Below are 16,798 nucleotides of genomic sequence, written 5' to 3'. Positions count from 1 at the left end.
TATTTTTATGTTATGTCTATTACTTTATAGTATGAATGATCATTCAGTCAACAGATTTATAGAAAGTTTAAAAAATTAGTTCATTCATCAGGCTGCATTAATAATCCCTGACCATTCGCGTCAATTTAAAATTTCATGAAAAAAGCTGCCCTTCACAAAGGACAGCTTTGGCTTAATATATTAATGTGATGTTGAATAACGGCTATGGCCAACCGGACCTTTTGTTGTAATATAAATGTGGAAGAAATACTCGGCTGCTGCGATAACAAGCGCCGAAATGAGCGCTGCTCCTGCCATCGTGGTGAAACCTATATTCGCAAGCAGCATGCCCATCAGCCATACCACTAGGAATGTTAACCCAAAATCTGAAATGCTTGCCATGATGTTGCCATTTTTCGGAAGGACCCCAAGATCCCCTGCGAAATAAGAAATAATACCAAGAACGGCCGTCATTATAAGCACATTGCCAAAAGACACGCCAAATCCTAATCCGAGTACAATAAATAATGCTATCAGTGTCAGCAAGCCTTTTATTACAAGCGCCTTTCCATGTTCCATGATGCAATACCTCCTTTTGGTTTTTAATAGAGTTACGACCGATTTACATATCTCCTCCGGAATTTCACCGGGCTTATTTTGCTTTTCCCGTTCACGTTGGAGATAAACTCTTTAAAAATCCTATTTCTCCGTGATCAGAAAATGACACTCTGCGCCTCCGCCGGAAAGGCGGCACCTCCGGGATAATGTCAATTTTACGAGGCAGGAATAAATTTCGCGCAGTATAGCCATTATGACACGTGATCACCATTAAGCCCGTACTTTGTTGAATATGTTTAAACCATTCTTGAAAGGGCTATGGCCAAATAAGAACAATCAACAATTGAAAGGTGGCAGTATCATGACCGACAGAAACGAAAAGAAGCGCAGTCAAGATTCAATTGAGCAGCAAAAAAAGAAAAAAGACTCTGAACAAGACATCAGCCCGCAGCGCGAAAATGATACAAGCCCGAAACAAAATAACAAATAAGAAAAGGCCCCGGAATAAATTTCCGGGCTTTTCTTATACTAAATCCGACAAGCCAAAGGAGCGAACGTTCATGTATCAAAACATTTTGAACGAAACAGGTCATCGTGCCAGTCCCTTGCCTGACGGTCCGTGGCTGATGACCCAAAAGTGGGAAGATGTCTTTTTTATGCATATGCCTGTTTCCCGTGAGTTCATCCGCAGCCATATTCCAAACCATCTGGAACTGGACACCTATAATGGGGAAGCGTGGATTTCCATTACGCCCCTCAAAATCAGTGATTTGCGGATGCGCATGCTCCCACCCTTTCCATACATCAGGAAATTCCTTGAATTGAACGTGCGCACTTATGTCAGACGTGAAGGAATCCCCGGCATCTATTTTTTCAGCCTTGACGCAGAGAAAATTCTGCCCGTTATGGGTGCCAGAGCAGGTACCCTTCCTTATTTTTATGCCAGCATGGAAATGAAGAAACGAGGCGGATGGTTTCATTACAGCAGCAGGCGGCACTGTAATCAAAATGTGGCATTCAAAGGCAGCTATCGTCCGGTATCAGAAAGCTGGTATCCTGAAGCAGGGACACTGAGCAATTGGCTGCTGGAACGCTATTATCTATGGACGCAGCTGAAAGGTAATGTATTCACGATCGGTATCCATCACAAACCATGGGAGGTGTCAGATGCAGAAGCCATGATCGAAAAACAATCACTTACCCCTTTTCTGTCCCCCCGGGCAATGGGAAACCGGATGCTTCTGCATTATGCCCGCTCCCGCAGAGTTCTCATCTGGCCGTTAAAGAAGGTAGATTAAAAAGCTTTGGCCACTGACCGCGGGAGCTTTTCTTCCTACTGCCTGATCCAGTCCCAGGCCGTCTCTATTTCATCTTTATCAAAATGCTGGGTGCTGACACCTGGCAAAACATCACCTATCTTCACGGCTGTTTCCACCCATTTTTTCTCGCTGACCACCGCAAATTTGCGGAACTGTCCCCAGCGTTTGGCATCGACAATCGGCCCCTTCATCAATCCATCCAGTGTCGTTCCGTTGATATCTTTAATAATCGCCATGACATTGAACGGCTCATTTTCACCGAACGTCTCTTTTACATGCTGATCCATCTTTTCGGCATCTTCACCTGTCGCCTTTCCGTCAATCTCCACACAAATCGTGAGCGGGTCACGGCTTGGCAGGATATTAAACATGGGTTTGGCCTCCTTTATGATTAAACCTACTGTAAAATTCCCCGCCCCGGGTATAAATTAAACAGTTCGCACTTTGCACTGCCTTTTACATTAAAAACTTGCAGAAGCTCATCGCCTCTGCAAGTTATCCCGCATATAATGGATAGTAATCCTCCTAAGAAAGCCGGCTAATTGTCCTTAAATGAGGCTGGAACAAAAGGTTTAAAGATAAATGAAAAGACGAACGATAATTAGGAAAGGAAGCGGGATACGCCGCTCCGGAAATATGCTTCGCTTTCCGCGGGCGGCTGGTGAGCCAACTCGTGCTCGTCGTGTTGCAAGTTTTTCTGTGATGCAGCACTCCTCGCAGGTCGAAGCATAATCGATGAAGTCTTGCTTTGTGCGAAGGCACTTCGTTGTCTCACCTATGCCTCTCTTCCGACGAACACGATGTTCTAGTGTCGGCGTTGGTCACAGGACGTGACCGGGTTTAGCCGACCCGCAGTCTCCGCATATTTCCTCCGCTAACCTTGATTATAGTTCGTCTTTTATATTGGATATATAAGTTATGTCCCAGCCTCCAACAGGATGTTGATCACAAAGGCGTTGCCACAGGATAAGGAACACTGCGACAGCGACACATCGCACGAAGAAAAAGTGCTTTTCTTTTTCGAGGACGTGGCGAACTTAGCCTTTGTTCCCCTTAATCAGTGGAAAAACCCCCCCACTGATTGAAGATACTATCGTTACATTTTTACCGGAGCGCTGATCCCGATCAGGCCGAGACCGTTTGCCAGGATCACCCTTACTGCTTTCATAAGTGCAATGCGTGCTTTCGTCAATTCCTCGTCATCCGGATTAAGCACTTTTTCTGCATTGTAAAAACTATGCAGCAATGACGCCAGGTCGAACACGTACTGCGTTACTTTGTGTGGAGCATATTTTTCGGCAGCATCGACAACGGTCTGCGGAAATTCGCCCATTTTTTTCAAAAGGTCGGTTTCTTTTTCAGTTGTCAGTAAATCAGCATTGAAGTCATCTGTCGTGTCAAATCCTTTTGTTTCAGCCTGTTCAAGCATCGTGCAGATTCGGGCGTGGGCATACTGGACATAGTAAATCGGGTTGTCATTTGACTGTGAACGCGCCAAATCAAGGTTGAAATCAAACTGCGTATCATTTGAGCGCATAACGAAGAAATAGCGTGTCGCATCAACACCGACTTCTTCCATCAGATCCCTTAGTGCGACGGCATTTCCCGTCCGCTTGCTCATGCGCACTTTTTCACCGTTCTCAAATAAGTTGACCGTTTGAATAATTTTCACCGCAAATTGCTCCGCCGGATATCCGAGTGCCTGAATTGCCGCTTCCATGCGTGAAATGTAGCCATGGTGGTCGGAACCCCATACATTGATGACTTTATTAAAGCCGCGCTCGAACTTGTCCTTATGATACGCAATATCAGGCGTCAGATACGTATAGTTCCCATCCTGCTTAACCAGAACACGGTCCTTATCGTCACCAAAATCAGTCGAGCGGAACCACGTTGCACCATCCGCTTCATAGACATAGCCACCGTTCCGCAATGTTTGAATCGCTTCCTCAACCTTACCATTATCATACAACGACTGTTCAGAAAACCAGTTGTCGAAATTCACGCGGAAATCGGAAAGGTCTTTTTTCACGGTCCCCAGTTCAATGTTCAGGCCGTAATCTTTGAAAAAAGCGAGGCGTTCATCCCGGTCAGCATTCACCCATTTATCGCCATATTCCTTAGCAAGATCTTCGCCGATCGCAATGATGTCTTTTCCGCGGTAGCCGTCATCCGGCATCTCGGCATCGTGTCCAAGTGCTTCAAGATAACGTGTTTCAATCGATAACGCCAAATTATCAATCTGACTGCCGGCATCGTTTATATAATATTCACGCTCGACGTCATACCCTGCCGCTTCAAGAACGTTGCAAAATACGTCACCATACGCCGCGCCGCGGGCATGGCCAAGATGCAAGTCACCGGTCGGGTTTACGGATACAAATTCCACCTGAACCCGTTCGCCTTTTCCAAAGTTCGTCCGGCCATATGTGTCGCCAGCCTTCAAAATAGACGGGATCAGATCAGTCAGAAAATCACTTTTCATGAAAAAGTTAATAAAACCGGGTCCGGCGATGTCGATTTTCTTAATGGATGCTTTCGATTCGTCAATATTGGCAGCTATATCTTCGGCGATTTGACGCGGTGCTTTTTTTGCAATTTTTGCAAGCTGCATTGCGATATTGGTTGCAAAATCGCCATGTGCTTTTTCTTTTGGTTTTTCAAGTATGACTTCCGGCAGCTCGCTTTCTTCAGCAAGACCGGCTGTCAGAACAGCTGTGGTAATTTGCTGTTTTAACGTTTCCTCGATTTCTGATAATGCATTACTCATCGGGAGTCCTCCTTATGTTGAATCGTTAACGTTAATCGATGGCTGCGTTCATCCTGCCCATTCAGCTTAACGCTATAATCGATTGTAAGCGCGCCTTGCTGGTGTTCAGAAAGCGTCGTGTACGTGATTTTATTTGTGAATGTTTCCATATGTATGTTCCCATGCGGATGCTGAAAAACGTTTTCCGACGTTTTTTGTTCACGGAAATGCTGGTGCATATTAACAAACCCTGTCCGTTTTACCGCCACTCTGTCTGAATAAATTGTAATCATATTTTTTATTGGCGGCCCATCTTCCGGTGTTTCTTCATAGGTTAGCACATCCATGCTCGCTTTTTGAAAAAAACGGCCCGTCGCTCTCACCGTATTGTATTCCATCTCGCCGTTATCATCAATAGCCGTTTTAAGTTCAACCGCTACCTGTTTCGGGTTGTTTTCCATTAAAATCGCTCCTGCTGAATATAATACCCTATTATAGCGATAAACCCGGGGCTATTTCAACAGAATAAAATTAACCCTGATACGCCGATCAATCCAGCTTATAAGTTTAATTTTGCACGTTTCTCCCCATAATGAAAGTATAAACGCACCATAACTGGGGTTGAGCGTATGAAATTATATTCACGTTTAAAAGAAAGTAATTTTCGATGGTTTTTTGCCGTGCCCATTGCTGCACTGGCATTGGGAGTTCTACTGCTTTGTGGGGTTTATTTTACAAGCTTTTTAATGGGACCGCCCGACCTGGCCAATGATCAAAATACGATTTATTACAGTACTGACGGTGAAATCATCGGTGAGGAAAGCGGCGCCGAGAACCGTTATTGGACTGATCTGGATAGTATCTCACCGCATTTAGTCGATGCGACCTTAGCCATTGAAGACCAGCACTTTTATGATCATAATGGGTTTGACCTGCAGCGGATCGTCGGGGCAGCAATAGCTGATATCAGAAACCTTTCGCTGGAAGAAGGTGCCAGCACGCTATCACAGCAATATGCCCGCAATTTATTTTTAACGCACGAGAAAACGTGGACAAGGAAACTGAAGGAAGCTTTTTATACCGTCAGACTTGAGATGTATTATACGAAGGACGAGTTGCTCGAGGGTTATTTAAATACGATTTACTATGGGCATGGTGCTTATGGAGCAGAAGCTGCCAGCCGGCACTTTTTTGATAAATCAGCAAGTGAACTGTCTCTGGCCGAAGCGGCTATGCTGGCGGCCATCCCAAAAGGGCCTTCTTATTACTCACCCTTTAACGATATGGAAAATGCTCAAAATCGCCAGCGCCAGGTGTTAAGCGCCATGCAAAAAAATGACCTTATAACTGATCAGGCTCACTCCCTCAGCCTTAGTGAGGAGTTAGCATTCACCGAACCGGAAGAGCGAGAAAACGTATCAATCGCACCTTATTTTCAAGATGCCGCGTTAAAAGAAGCATCAGACGTACTCGGGTTGGATACTGAGAAAATTCGCTCAGGCGGTTATCACATATACACAACACTCGATAAAGAGCTTCAACACAAGCTGAAAAACAATACGCAAAATGAAATGGCTGCAGGGAGCGGTATAGAAATCGGTGCTATTGCCATGGAGCCCGATAGCGGCGGAATTCGTGCGCTTATCGGTGGAAAAGACTATACAAAGAGCTCCTTCAACCGGGCGGTCAGTGCCAGACGAATGCCAGGGTCGGCGTTCAAACCATTTCTATACTATGCGGCCCTGAACAATGGCTATACACCGGTCACGAAGCTGATGAGCAAACCGACTGCATTCCAGCTTGAAGACGGGGAACTGTACCAGCCGAGCAACTATAACGGCTACTATGCAAACGAGCAAATCACCCTCGCACAAGCACTCGCTGTCTCAGACAACGTTTATGCCGTAAAGACTAATTTATATCTCGGCCCGGAACAACTGGCAAATACAGCAAAAACGTTTGGCTTCGGGGGTGATCTGCCTGCCGTGCCCTCACTTGCATTAGGTACGGCCGCCGTTACGGTTGAAGAAATGGTCTCAAGCTACAGCATGCTCGCTAACGGCGGTTATGATATCGACAGCCACACAGTAGCCAAAATTGTGGACCGAAGCGGGGCGACTGTTTATGAACGAGAACAAAAAGAAAATGAACGTCTCCTCGATCCGAAATCGGTTTTTGTACTGAGTCAACTGATGACCGGGATGTTCGACCGGTCATTGAACGGCTATATGGCGGTGACAGGCTCATCTATTGCTGACCAGCTGAAGCGGACATATGCCGGAAAATCGGGAACGACGGAAACGGACAGCTGGATGATCGGCTATAGCCCGTCGCTTGTGACAGGCATATGGACAGGCTATGACGATAATAAACAAATCACAAAAACAAATGAGGAAGCTTACGCAAAGAATATCTGGGCATCTTTCATGGAAGAAGCCCATCAAGGGATTGAAGAGAAAAAACCCGAGATACCTGCTGGTGTTACCGGCGTCTCGATTGACCCTAAAAGCGGCCAGCGGGCTACGCCGTATTGTGACACAAGCCGAATCATGTATTTCAAGGAAGGAACCGAGCCTCAGGAATACTGCACGACCCATCTGCCGGAAGAACAGGAAAAACCGGAAGTGGATGAAAAAGATGAAAAAGAAGAACAAGGCTTGTTTGAAAAAGTGTTCGATGCACTGTTTTGACAGCTAAACACAGGGCCGGGAAAAAAACATGCAAAAAGAGCTAACTCTCCGTGAAAGAGTCAGCTCTTTTTGTGTCCTAGTAATTCATGAGTTAGCCCATGTACGTATATTTTACAAAACTCAGGAATTAAAGTACAAGATTTTAAGCAATTGTTCATAAATAAGTCACAAAATGTTCACAGCAATCAACAAAAGGTAATTGCCCGTAATTAACAATTAGTCAACGGCCAGCGCTTGTTTCAACTCATCCGATGAATTTTTCCACATATCGCCGCCTTCAAAATCAGCGAGGAAATCATGGAGTAACTTTTTGGAATGGTCATCCATATTGTCGACCACAATTTCACCTTTTAGCGATTTTTCCATATGTTTAACATGCTCCGGCATCGATTTATAAGCACGTTTAATTGATCGGTCAACGATGAGCTCGCTTGCACCAACTCCGGCAAAATACGGCCCGTTTTCACCTTTCTCGGTAGTCACCCAGACGATCCAGTAAACATTGCCATTTGCCACGACCTCTCTGTCATTTTGAAACTTAACGCGACGCTCCACAGCACTGCGGGCATGCATTGCTTCCATGTCGACATAAGCGCGGTCTTCGTTCGGATCAACAATGACAGACGACATATTTTCCAGACTGATCGAGCCTATCCCATAGCCGCCATGCCCATCATTCGGGTCATCTTTTATAATTGTAAATTGATTATTTTTCTTCTGATTGGAAGATTGTTCTGCCATTACAAGAACCCTCCTAGTCTATATTGGTTCTTATTGTAGTATATCATCCCGGCTCTTTCATTCAAAGCTTACTGCACGGGCTTCATACGTTGAATAAATTGAAAAGCCTCTTCAATTTCTTGATCCGTATACTTTTGCTTCGGCTTAATTTTGTGAACCTTTTTTACAATAGCTTCGTCCGGGAACCCTTCAAAGTAAAACATCGTGGAAACAAGCTCAAGAAACCGGGAGCTTTTAGCCTTCAAAAGGCTTATTTGTTCAGTCATATCCGGCATGTCCATTTGAAACTGGTTTAAAAATTCATTTCCGTCTTCTGTGATTTGGTAATGGTACTGAATATAATTGCTTTTGGCTTCTTTTTCCTCGGAAATGAATCCCAAATTGCACAATTCCTCAATCCGTAAAGACAGTTCTTCCGAATACGGCCCGTAAAAATGAAATTGATATTTTTCCTCAAACGGAACATGGCATTTTTGCAGGATATAAACCATTTTTTGCAGCTTCTTACGCCCTGACACTTTATTAGCCGCTGCAAAAAATTGCATGAGTTTCGCATGATTAGTCAGCATGTTCGTTCTCTCCTTTTAACGGTTGTTCAAGATTTAAAAGTTCCATAATACGCTGTTTAGCAGGCAGGGCATCACTCAATTTCCTGACGACATCAGCCGGAAAGTACAATTTATGGTCTGTACGTTTTTTCCCGGAAATCGATTCAACAATGTCCGAATTTCGGGAAAGCTCTTTCAGCTGGCCATCAGGCATTAAAAGATTAATTGGCAGACGTTCATCTTCTTCGCCCGGCCGGTAAAAATCATACGGAAGGTCTGATGATGAATCAACCTCCAAATAATAGTCAGGATCGATTCCAGCAGCTTTAAACAGCCGGTAAAGCTCCATCCATTCTTTCATCTGCTGATTCGGGTTAAATTCGATGTACTTAAACAGACGGCGGTTAATGAATCGTTCGCATAAATCCCGTAATATCACATCGTCTTCCTCCTGCCAAAGCTGAAAATAATAGAAGACAATCGATTCATCAAGTTTTAAATAATCCGCTAACCCGACGTCCTCGTTGAAAAATGAAACAAAGTGAAACGGCTTCAGCTTAAAGGTATAATTATTTTCAAACAGATACTTGGCCCGGTGCAGTATTTTCGACAAAATCACTTCGGCGCTGCGGGTCACCGGGTGGAAATAGACTTGCCAATACATCTGATAACGGCTCATAATATAGTCTTCAACTGCATGCATGCCGCTTGATTTAATGACAACCTGGTCCTCAATCGGGCGCATAACCCGCAAAATCCGTTCCATATCGAAGTGACCATAGCTGACACCCGTGAAATAAGCATCACGCTGCAAATAATCCATCCGGTCTGCATCAATCTGGCTGGAAATGAGACTGACGACGAGCTTGTCTTCATACGTTTTATCTATGACATCCGCGACTTTTTGTGAAAAACCTGGTTCAACGCGTTCAAGTATCTTATGTATGTGTGTGTCACCGAGAATAATTTGCTGTGTAAAGTGTTCGTGATCCAGTTTAAACGCTTTTTCAAATGAATGTGAAAATGGACCATGGCCCAAATCGTGCAGGAGCGCCGCACATAAACAAAGCAAGCGCTCATCATCATTCCAGTCATTCCGGTTTTCAAAATTCCCGATAATGCGCCGGACGATTTCATAAACGCCCAGCGAATGATTGAACCGGCTATGTTCTGCCCCGTGGAATGTCAGGTACGATGTCCCGAGTTGTTTAATCCGCCGCAAACGCTGAAATTCGGGTGCCGCAATCAAATCCCAGATAACCCGGTCTTGGACGTGAACATAGCGGTGAACAGGGTCTTTGAATACTTTTTCTTCATGTAATTGTTCGTCTTTATAAGGCATTTGGTCCCATCCGTTTCTTTCGACAATGTTATCATTTATTATATAATAGTTACCCTTAAGAAAAAAGATTCAATCAAAGGAGAAGCATATGAAAAATTGGAGAGATATGGTCGCATACAAGCGGTTTCGCTGGCTTGACCATACCGGAAAAAAATATTTTCATGGAAAATCCTATACAGCTTTGACGTCGTTCGCTGTTGATGATGTTCTGTCATTATTTGTAAGAGGTGGCGAGGCAACACCGGCTATCCGTCTATGGACACACCCTGAGACAGTAGTACTCGGAATCCCCGACTCCCGTCTGCCTTATTTGAAAGAAGGTGTCAGAATGCTGTCGGAAAATGGTTATTATACAATTGTCCGGAATTCCGGTGGCCTTGCAGTCGCGTTAGATGACGGTGTTTTGAACATGTCACTTGTTTTGCCGGATATGAAACGCATCTCCATTTATGACTGTTATGAAGCGATGGTCAGTTTTGTCCGGTTTGTTCTGCGAGACCTGACAGATGATATTGAGGCGTATGAAATTGTGGGATCTTATTGCCCTGGTGACTATGATTTAAGCATCCGCGGGCGTAAATTTGCCGGTATCTCACAGCGCCGCGTACGGGACGGAGCCGCCATTCAGATCTATTTGGATGTGGAAGGAAAAGGGCGGGAACGTGCTGAATTGATTCGTGACTTTTATGAAGTTGCGAAAAAGGATGCCGAAACGAAATTTACATATCCGGTTGTAAACCCTGCCGTGATGGCTTCGCTGTCGGAACTTCTGGGCATGGATCTGACCGTTTCGGACATGAAAAAACGCGTACAGAACGCGCTGGAGCATTTGACCGATGAAATTGTCACCGAGGATTTTTCTATTGGAGAGCTTGAACAGTTTGAAAAACGGTATAACCAAATGGTGAAACGGAATGAAGAAATTGCCGAAATGCAGTAGCGGGCATTCATTTTTATGAAGCCGGGGAGCAGGAACGCTGCGGCGGCTCGTTTCGCATGCGCTCATGTTCGGGTGTCCCCGAACATATTTGGCCGCTCCGGAACATTTCCAACCGCTCGCGCCCATATTTCGCTTTTCCGGCACATATTCGGCCGCTCCGGAACATACCCAACCGCTCGAGCTCATATTTCACGTTTCCGGAACATATCGGCCGCTCCGGAACATTTCCAACCGCTCGAGCTCATATTTCACGTTTCCGGAACATATTGGCCGCTCCGGAACATTTCCAACCGCTCGCGCCCATACCCTTCTGCTCAAGTCCCTACTTTCACTCACCGCATAACACTGCCACCGGAAATTTTCACCGATTCGCCCACAATATTGGCCGCTGCATCGGTCAGCAAAAATGTAATCGTATTGGCTACTTCAAGCTGGGTGGTCATGCGTCCGGAGGGAATGGAATCCTTAATAACGTCATCCAGCGAACGGCCTTGCCGGTCTGCTTTTTTCTGAGCAGATTTTCTTCCCATGTCTGTATCAACAAACCCGGGGCTGACGGCATTCACACGCACGCCATGTTCAATTGCTTCCAGGGCAAACGAATGCGTGAAAGCAGTCATTGCAAATTTGGATCCGGCATATGCCGTTCCGCCGTATGTGCCACGCAAGCCGGACAGCGATGTGACATTAACGATTGCCCCTTTCTGTCGCTTTTTCATTGATTCATAAACGATTTGGGTTAACAAAACGGTCGATGTATAGTTCATATCCATCACACGTTCAATGTCTTCGCGCTCCAAATTTTCTACAGGACCGCCGCCGGAAATGCCGGCATTATTGACGAGCAATGAAATCGGTCCGCATGCGTTTGCTGCGCTTTCAACCAGCTGCCCGCGTTCTTCTTCACTCACAAGATCGGCAGCGTGCGTATAAACGTGTGCACTTGGATTGGCTTCACGGATTTCCCGAGCGAGTTCTTCAAGCTTGTCTTCCCGCCTACCTGTCAGCGTAACGGCAGCACCCGTTTCAGCCAGGACCTTTGCTGTTGCGGAACCGATACCACCAGTTGCCCCAGTGACCAAAGCATGCTCATCTTTTAATGCATCATTGGCAAATACAGTCATTTCAGACCCTCTCCTTTGCATCTCAATTTTTAGTGTGCACGTTGCTTTTATTATTACTGTCGCATATATGAATGCTTTTTTCTACCGGCGTCTTTCTACTGTGCCAATTCATCTAAATCTTTCCAATAAAAAAGCGCACAGCCCTACTGTACGCTTCCTTCTTAAAGATCACGCTTGCCTCGCTGTAATCAGTGCCAGGTTATAGACATCTTCTGTGCTGCAACCGCGCGATAAATCATTTACCGGCTTATTCAGCCCTTGCAAAATCGGGCCGACAGCTTCAAATTCACCCAGGCGCTGAGCGATTTTATAGCCAATATTCCCCGCTTCAAGACTCGGGAAAATAAAGACGTTCGCATCACCTTTGATGACGGCATCCGGCGCTTTCTTTTCGGCAACACTTGGAACGAACGCCGCGTCAAATTGGAACTCGCCATCGATGACTAATGATGGATTTTTTTCCTTCGCCAGCTCCAGCGCATCAACAACTTTATCGGTCTCTTCCGACTTTGCTGAACCTTTTGTGGAAAAGCTGAGCATGGCGACGCGCGGATCAACGTCGAATAATTCCGCTGTATTGGCGCTTTCCACGGCAATTTCAGCTAAATCCTGGCTGTCAGGACTCATGTTAATCGCACAGTCGGCAAACACATATTTCTCCTCGTTGCGGACCATGATAAAGACACCTGACGTTTTCTTAATGCCTTCTTTCGTTTTAATAATTTGCAATGCCGGCCGTACTGTGTCAGCTGTTGAATGTGTTGCACCGCTCACAAGACCATCCGCATAATCCATGTAGACAAGCATCGTTCCAAAGTAATTTTCATCAAGCAAAGCCTGCTGAGCCTGCTCCATCGTGACCTTCCCTTTCCTGCGTTCAACAAAGGCATCAACCATTTTGTCAAATTCCTGGAACTGATGGGGATCCAGCAGCTCGCACGAAGAGATATCGACGTCAATTGAGTCCGCTTGTTGCTTTATCGCTTCCTCACTGCCAAGCAGAACCGGTTTTACAATTCCAATGGCTCCCAGCTGACTGGCAGCAGTTAAAATTCGCTCATCCTGCCCTTCAGGAAATACGATTTTTTTATTTTCATTTTTTAATTGATCATTGATCTGGTCAAAAAGATGACTCATATTGACCACCTCCTACAACCTATCTTATACGAATCATTTTGACTTGAAAACAACCGTCACGCAACATTTTTGACAGAAACATGACAAGCCGTCTATTTCATGCTTATCCTTCCCGGAATGTGATATAGTTAAAACGTATGGTAAAACTAAACTGTTGGATCCCATGCTCGGGCGGGCTAAACTTGATCCGAACAGCATTATAATTATAACAATCAATTGAAGGAGAGATGTTCTATGGCAGCTGAAGCCGTTAAAACGCTGGATGGCTGGTATTGCTTGCATGACATGCGCACGATGGACTGGACTTCATGGAAAAAAGTTTCGAATGAGGAACGGCTTGAAGCAATTGAAGAGTTTAAAGAACTGCTGACAAAATGGGAAGCAGTTGAAGAGGCTGAAAAAGGCAGCCACGCGCTCTATAAAATTGTCGGTCAAAAAGCCGATCTGATGTTTATGTTTTTACGCCCCACAATGGATGAACTGTCAGATATCGAGACCGCGTTTAATAAAACTAAATTTGCTGAGTTTTTGATTCCTGCACACTCATACGTTTCGGTTGTGGAGCTTTCCCAATACAGCGGCAACAGTTCCGCAGAAGATCCGAAAACACGCGAACGACTTTATCCGATTTTGCCAAAATGGGATTATGTGTCGTTCTACCCGATGGATAAGCGCCGTGAAGGTGAGGAAAACTGGTATTCACTCAGTTTTAAAGAGCGTGCCAAACTGCTCTATGAACATTCAAAAACCGGCCGCAAATATGCCGGCGAAGTGAAACAAATTATTACCGGCTCATTTGGATTCGACGACTGGGAATGGGGCGTCACACTGTTTGCCCACGATGTTCTCCAATTGAAAAAAATCGTTTACGAAATGCGTTTCGATGAAGTCAGTGCCCTTTACGGCGAATTTGGCGCGTTTTTCGTCGGCAATCATTTGCCAAAAGCGAACATCGATACGTATTTACATGTTTAACTAAACTATCAAAAGAATCGGCGAAAAGCCGGTTCTTTTTTCATTTCAATGGCTGTCACGCCCCCTCCCAATTTTTTCATCTGCAGTTGTCATCAATTTGATTTCACTGTCATAGGTATATTTAGGAGCCCTAATCATCAGGCTGATGTATGATTGAACCAGTGGAAACATAACAGCACATTGTTTTTCCCGCTTCGTCTGCATGCCCGAACAGTCATTGGTTTTTTATTTCAGATACAGGAGGTTTTCTTTATGAGTGACGAAAACAATGCAAATTACGGCGGTCCTTACCAGTCAAATCCATATTACTACTATCCACAATCTTCTCCGGCATATTATCCTGTTTACGATCCGAGACAAATGCCCCAAAACCAGCCACAGCAGCAACAACAGCAACAGCCACAACAGATGCAACCACCGACAGGTCAGAATCAAATGCCTATGGAGCAATCGTATATTGAAAATATTTTGCGGTTAAATGAAGGCAAGGAAGCGACTGTGTACATGACATTTGAAAATAATGAGGAATGGAATGCCAGGATCTTTCGTGGAATCGTTGAAGCAGCCGGAAGAGACCATATCATTCTGCGCGAGAGACAAACAGGCAGAAGATACTTACTTTTAATGATTTATCTGGATTATATCACGTTTGACGAAGAATTAAATTATGAATATCCGTTTAATTCCAATGGGTGAATGTCTCAACCCCCCTCGTGCCAGACGATAAACAAAAGCTGCAGAAAACGGAGGATAGACCGATTTTCCAGGATTGATATTTAACTAAAGCGCTCGTACGTTGGCAGGCGCTTGCATTGTTTTCACCTGCAAAGGGGCAATGGCTATGCACAATCCTTATGAAAAGTATAAACGCATGGAACTCATCACGCTCGCACTTGCTGTCATTATAGGCCTGACAGCAGTTGTACAAGGAACAGCAATCCTGATGTTATTCAGTCTGCTGCTCGTTGCCGTGAGTATTTTTTCCGAAGGTCTGCTGCAATTTAATACAAACAAGGCAGCCGAGGGCATCAAACAGTTTGTTAAAGCTGGAATACTGATGCTGCTGGCTGCCATTCTTCTATTCTTTTTATAAATATTTAACCACAGCGTACCCCAAAAGTACCCAACCGACTAAAAATGCCACCCCGCCAAAAGGGGTTATCATGGCGAATGTTTTGATACCGCTCGTCGAGTAAAGATAAAGACTTCCCGAGAACAGGACAATGCCGATTAAAAACATCCAGCCGGCCCAGGCCATGCCGCCGCTTTGAATCTTTGCCATGAGCAGACCTGTTACAAGAAGTGCCATCGTATGGAACATTTGATAGTTAACAGCTTTTACCCATGTTCCCAAGGCTTTTTCGGACAGTTTTGCTTCCAGACCGTGCGCCCCGAAAGCACCGAGTGCAACGGCCAAAAACCCGTTAATTGCGCCAAGTATAAGAAAAAATTTCATTGATGTGTCGATCCTTTCATGGTTATACTAAAAATCAAAAATGGATTCACCATTTGCACCTTCATGGTTAATTGTGTGTTCTGGTTCGGTGCCTTTGCGCACAGATTTATTACCCATCATCGCCTTCATTTCTTTAGCTGTTATATCGCGTGAGGTTTGTTTCTCAGAAGAAGACGGTTCCTCTTCCATCAATAACTCACAAAGAAGCTGAATATTGGCAATGTGCTTTTTCATGGTGGCTTGATCAGCAGAAGACTGTTGCGCTTCGGCCAATTCCTGTTTCATTTTTTGCAGAACGGTTTCAGTCGATACCGCCATTATACGTCACCCTTTTTCATATAATCCATCGCTCATTATAACACGCCCTCTTCCTTCTCACTATAAAAAGCCTTGGAAATATCCAAGACTTTAATCATAACAGTATAATCAATTGGTTGTTGTATTTATCGTTTCCCGCTCTTGTTCATAACGCTCGTATACCCATTGCATAAAGAGGAGCTCATCTTCATAAAGGCCCCTGCCCAATTTCTTTTCTGTTTTCTCTCTCATTTCTGCAAAACTTTCCATAACGCCACATACTCCCCCTGTGATTAACGTTATTCTAATTTGATTATACTGCTGCCACCGACGAATATCAATACAATTTTTTCAATTTACAAAACTTACAGATAATCGACATTTATCGGCATCATTGACTTTCCTGTTGTTCACGTTCAGCCAGTTGGGATTCAAGCTCAGAAATCCGGGCTCTTAGTTCGTTAATATCTTCCTTCGTAGCCAGGCCCAGGTCTTTTGCCATCTGCTGCGTTTGTTCAAATTGCTTCGTGTTCCATTCATCCGTTTTCATTTCGCCTTTATCCATAAAATTGCGCATGACCGTTCTGGCCTGTTCCTGCGTCAACTCATTTTTTTCAACCATCTGCTGTAATTTGCTATCCAGTTTTTCTTTCCCGGTAACAGCTGCACCAAGTCCCAATAAAAACCCTTTTTTCAAGAAATCGCTCATTATCAACACTCCTCTTCGATATTAATCCACGAGCACGTAAATGCTTCGGGTTATTTATTTATACGTTTGTGTCTTTTCCCGATATTCCAGCGCGTTTAACATTTTTCTTCGCTTCTTCTTATCTTATTATATCACAGTCAGCTCTTCTCAACGACCCTAAAAACCATTGCGTAACAATACCTCTGCATGGTAATGTATATTTATGCGCTATACGTTATATTCATTTATCGTATG

Annotated in this window: 20 protein-coding genes; 7 read left to right on the top strand and 13 right to left on the bottom strand. The window is 44.6% G+C overall.

All coding sequences use genetic code 11. The annotated features are described in order from the left end of the window. Positions 1 to 180: 180 nt before the first annotated feature. Positions 181 to 558 (bottom strand): YndM family protein, encoded by a 378-nt coding sequence (locus tag BMZ22_RS11385; protein ID WP_090085619.1) that lies wholly within the window; start codon positions 556 to 558, stop codon positions 181 to 183. Positions 559 to 898: 340 nt separating this feature from the next. On the opposite strand from BMZ22_RS11385, the gene BMZ22_RS17390 reads away from it, so the two are divergent. Together BMZ22_RS17390 and BMZ22_RS11380 are read left to right on the top strand one after the other, a co-directional pair. After that, positions 899 to 1,027, top strand: a complete 129-nt coding sequence (locus tag BMZ22_RS17390) for a hypothetical protein (RefSeq protein WP_281242086.1) — start codon at positions 899 to 901, stop codon at positions 1,025 to 1,027. A gap of 70 nt (positions 1,028 to 1,097) precedes the next feature. Beyond that, positions 1,098 to 1,835: a YqjF family protein gene (locus BMZ22_RS11380; RefSeq protein WP_177183432.1), complete on the top strand. Its 738-nt coding sequence runs from the start codon at positions 1,098 to 1,100 to the stop codon at positions 1,833 to 1,835. Between the two features lie 35 nt (positions 1,836 to 1,870). Here the strand turns inward: BMZ22_RS11380 and BMZ22_RS11375 are convergent, their stop codons facing one another. The 3 genes from BMZ22_RS11375 to BMZ22_RS11365 all read right to left on the bottom strand — a co-directional run bounded on the left by BMZ22_RS11375 (position 1,871) and on the right by BMZ22_RS11365 (position 5,066). Further along, positions 1,871 to 2,227: a SpoIIAA family protein gene (locus tag BMZ22_RS11375; RefSeq protein ID WP_090085614.1), complete on the bottom strand. Its 357-nt coding sequence runs from the start codon at positions 2,225 to 2,227 to the stop codon at positions 1,871 to 1,873. A 725-nt stretch (positions 2,228 to 2,952) separates the two neighbouring features. Continuing rightward, positions 2,953 to 4,626, bottom strand: a complete 1,674-nt coding sequence (argS, locus tag BMZ22_RS11370) for an arginine--tRNA ligase (protein ID WP_090085610.1) — start codon at positions 4,624 to 4,626, stop codon at positions 2,953 to 2,955. After that, entirely contained in the window at positions 4,623 to 5,066 is a 444-nt protein-coding gene (locus BMZ22_RS11365; RefSeq protein WP_090085608.1) for a YwiB family protein, read from the bottom strand. The genes argS and BMZ22_RS11365 overlap by 4 nt, the downstream gene beginning before the upstream one ends. Before the next feature lie 168 nt (positions 5,067 to 5,234). On the opposite strand from BMZ22_RS11365, the gene BMZ22_RS11360 reads away from it, so the two are divergent. Further along, on the top strand, positions 5,235 to 7,295 hold the full coding sequence (locus BMZ22_RS11360; protein ID WP_090085606.1) for a transglycosylase domain-containing protein: 2,061 nt from the start codon (positions 5,235 to 5,237) through the stop codon (positions 7,293 to 7,295). Between the two features lie 216 nt (positions 7,296 to 7,511). Here BMZ22_RS11360 and BMZ22_RS11355 read toward each other — a convergent pair whose 3' ends face one another. The 3 genes from BMZ22_RS11355 to BMZ22_RS11345 form a co-directional block, all read right to left on the bottom strand. After that, on the bottom strand, positions 7,512 to 8,036 hold the full coding sequence (locus BMZ22_RS11355) for a YwhD family protein (protein ID WP_090085604.1): 525 nt from the start codon (positions 8,034 to 8,036) through the stop codon (positions 7,512 to 7,514). Between the two features lie 68 nt (positions 8,037 to 8,104). Next, positions 8,105 to 8,605, bottom strand: a complete 501-nt coding sequence (locus BMZ22_RS11350; protein WP_090085602.1) for a YwgA family protein — start codon at positions 8,603 to 8,605, stop codon at positions 8,105 to 8,107. Continuing rightward, positions 8,595 to 9,926, bottom strand: a complete 1,332-nt coding sequence (locus BMZ22_RS11345) for an HD domain-containing protein (RefSeq protein ID WP_090085600.1) — start codon at positions 9,924 to 9,926, stop codon at positions 8,595 to 8,597. The genes BMZ22_RS11350 and BMZ22_RS11345 overlap by 11 nt, the downstream gene beginning before the upstream one ends. 88 nt (positions 9,927 to 10,014) lie before the next feature. On the opposite strand from BMZ22_RS11345, the gene BMZ22_RS11340 reads away from it, so the two are divergent. Next, a complete protein-coding gene (locus tag BMZ22_RS11340; protein WP_090085598.1) occupies positions 10,015 to 10,866 on the top strand; it encodes a lipoate--protein ligase family protein in 852 nt (283 codons plus the stop codon). A 332-nt stretch (positions 10,867 to 11,198) separates the two neighbouring features. On the opposite strand, the gene BMZ22_RS11335 is transcribed toward BMZ22_RS11340, so the two are convergent. Together BMZ22_RS11335 and pta are read right to left on the bottom strand one after the other, a co-directional pair. Further along, positions 11,199 to 11,990, bottom strand: coding sequence for an SDR family NAD(P)-dependent oxidoreductase (locus tag BMZ22_RS11335; protein ID WP_090085596.1), 792 nt, complete (start codon positions 11,988 to 11,990; stop codon positions 11,199 to 11,201). Positions 11,991 to 12,158: 168 nt separating this feature from the next. Then, entirely contained in the window at positions 12,159 to 13,127 is a 969-nt protein-coding gene (pta, locus tag BMZ22_RS11330; RefSeq protein ID WP_090085594.1) for a phosphate acetyltransferase, read from the bottom strand. Positions 13,128 to 13,361: 234 nt separating this feature from the next. Here pta and hemQ point away from each other — a divergent pair, with 234 nt between their 5' ends. The 3 genes from hemQ to BMZ22_RS11315 all read left to right on the top strand — a co-directional run bounded on the left by hemQ (position 13,362) and on the right by BMZ22_RS11315 (position 15,195). Then, the gene (gene hemQ, locus BMZ22_RS11325; RefSeq protein WP_090085593.1) at positions 13,362 to 14,102 is read left to right on the top strand and encodes a hydrogen peroxide-dependent heme synthase; all 741 of its coding nucleotides are present in this window, start codon (positions 13,362 to 13,364) and stop codon (positions 14,100 to 14,102) included. A gap of 252 nt (positions 14,103 to 14,354) precedes the next feature. After that, the gene (gerQ, locus tag BMZ22_RS11320; RefSeq protein ID WP_090085591.1) at positions 14,355 to 14,798 is read left to right on the top strand and encodes a spore coat protein GerQ; all 444 of its coding nucleotides are present in this window, start codon (positions 14,355 to 14,357) and stop codon (positions 14,796 to 14,798) included. A gap of 145 nt (positions 14,799 to 14,943) precedes the next feature. Further along, positions 14,944 to 15,195 carry a hypothetical protein gene (locus tag BMZ22_RS11315; protein ID WP_090085589.1) on the top strand — a complete coding sequence of 84 codons (252 nt, stop codon included), beginning with the start codon at positions 14,944 to 14,946 and terminating at the stop codon, positions 15,193 to 15,195. Here the strand turns inward: BMZ22_RS11315 and BMZ22_RS11310 are convergent. From BMZ22_RS11310 to BMZ22_RS11300, 4 genes are all read right to left on the bottom strand, one after another. Continuing rightward, positions 15,190 to 15,558 carry a DUF423 domain-containing protein gene (locus BMZ22_RS11310; protein WP_090085587.1) on the bottom strand — a complete coding sequence of 123 codons (369 nt, stop codon included), beginning with the start codon at positions 15,556 to 15,558 and terminating at the stop codon, positions 15,190 to 15,192. The genes BMZ22_RS11315 and BMZ22_RS11310 overlap by 6 nt on opposite strands. 27 nt (positions 15,559 to 15,585) lie before the next feature. After that, positions 15,586 to 15,876, bottom strand: a complete 291-nt coding sequence (locus BMZ22_RS11305; protein WP_090085584.1) for a DUF5327 family protein — start codon at positions 15,874 to 15,876, stop codon at positions 15,586 to 15,588. Positions 15,877 to 15,984: 108 nt separating this feature from the next. Further along, on the bottom strand, positions 15,985 to 16,125 hold the full coding sequence (locus tag BMZ22_RS16970) for a hypothetical protein (RefSeq protein WP_177183431.1): 141 nt from the start codon (positions 16,123 to 16,125) through the stop codon (positions 15,985 to 15,987). A gap of 121 nt (positions 16,126 to 16,246) precedes the next feature. Then, on the bottom strand, positions 16,247 to 16,564 hold the full coding sequence (locus BMZ22_RS11300; RefSeq protein ID WP_090085582.1) for a phasin family protein: 318 nt from the start codon (positions 16,562 to 16,564) through the stop codon (positions 16,247 to 16,249). Positions 16,565 to 16,798: the final 234 nt, after the last annotated feature.

It is taken from the genome of Lentibacillus persicus, from assembly GCF_900112705.1.
Taxonomy (GTDB): Bacteria; Bacillota; Bacilli; order Bacillales; family Amphibacillaceae; genus Lentibacillus; species Lentibacillus persicus.
Note: the sequence above shows the minus strand (reverse complement) of the source record. Positions and strands in the feature narration are given on the sequence as shown.

Excerpts from the sequence above, each read along its gene's own strand:
- BMZ22_RS11315 (WP_090085589.1), top strand. The coding sequence starts at position 14,944 with ATGCACAATCCTTATGAAAAGTATAAACGCATGGAACTCATCACGCTC.
- pta (WP_090085594.1), bottom strand. The coding sequence starts at position 13,127 with ATGAGTCATCTTTTTGACCAGATCAATGATCAATTAAAAAATGAAAAT.
- BMZ22_RS11385 (WP_090085619.1), bottom strand. The coding sequence starts at position 558 with ATGGAACATGGAAAGGCGCTTGTAATAAAAGGCTTGCTGACACTGATA.
- BMZ22_RS11305 (WP_090085584.1), bottom strand. The coding sequence starts at position 15,876 with ATGGCGGTATCGACTGAAACCGTTCTGCAAAAAATGAAACAGGAATTG.
- BMZ22_RS17390 (WP_281242086.1), top strand. The coding sequence starts at position 899 with ATGACCGACAGAAACGAAAAGAAGCGCAGTCAAGATTCAATTGAGCAG.
- argS (WP_090085610.1), bottom strand. The coding sequence starts at position 4,626 with ATGAGTAATGCATTATCAGAAATCGAGGAAACGTTAAAACAGCAAATT.
- BMZ22_RS11355 (WP_090085604.1), bottom strand. The coding sequence starts at position 8,036 with ATGGCAGAACAATCTTCCAATCAGAAGAAAAATAATCAATTTACAATT.
- BMZ22_RS11345 (WP_090085600.1), bottom strand. The coding sequence starts at position 9,926 with ATGCCTTATAAAGACGAACAATTACATGAAGAAAAAGTATTCAAAGAC.
- BMZ22_RS11340 (WP_090085598.1), top strand. The coding sequence starts at position 10,015 with ATGAAAAATTGGAGAGATATGGTCGCATACAAGCGGTTTCGCTGGCTT.
- BMZ22_RS11365 (WP_090085608.1), bottom strand. The coding sequence starts at position 5,066 with ATGGAAAACAACCCGAAACAGGTAGCGGTTGAACTTAAAACGGCTATT.
- BMZ22_RS11335 (WP_090085596.1), bottom strand. The coding sequence starts at position 11,990 with ATGACTGTATTTGCCAATGATGCATTAAAAGATGAGCATGCTTTGGTC.
- BMZ22_RS11375 (WP_090085614.1), bottom strand. The coding sequence starts at position 2,227 with ATGTTTAATATCCTGCCAAGCCGTGACCCGCTCACGATTTGTGTGGAG.
- BMZ22_RS11360 (WP_090085606.1), top strand. The coding sequence starts at position 5,235 with ATGAAATTATATTCACGTTTAAAAGAAAGTAATTTTCGATGGTTTTTT.
- BMZ22_RS16970 (WP_177183431.1), bottom strand. The coding sequence starts at position 16,125 with ATGGAAAGTTTTGCAGAAATGAGAGAGAAAACAGAAAAGAAATTGGGC.
- BMZ22_RS11350 (WP_090085602.1), bottom strand. The coding sequence starts at position 8,605 with ATGCTGACTAATCATGCGAAACTCATGCAATTTTTTGCAGCGGCTAAT.
- BMZ22_RS11300 (WP_090085582.1), bottom strand. The coding sequence starts at position 16,564 with ATGAGCGATTTCTTGAAAAAAGGGTTTTTATTGGGACTTGGTGCAGCT.
- gerQ (WP_090085591.1), top strand. The coding sequence starts at position 14,355 with ATGAGTGACGAAAACAATGCAAATTACGGCGGTCCTTACCAGTCAAAT.
- BMZ22_RS11380 (WP_177183432.1), top strand. The coding sequence starts at position 1,098 with ATGTATCAAAACATTTTGAACGAAACAGGTCATCGTGCCAGTCCCTTG.
- BMZ22_RS11310 (WP_090085587.1), bottom strand. The coding sequence starts at position 15,558 with ATGAAATTTTTTCTTATACTTGGCGCAATTAACGGGTTTTTGGCCGTT.
- hemQ (WP_090085593.1), top strand. The coding sequence starts at position 13,362 with ATGGCAGCTGAAGCCGTTAAAACGCTGGATGGCTGGTATTGCTTGCAT.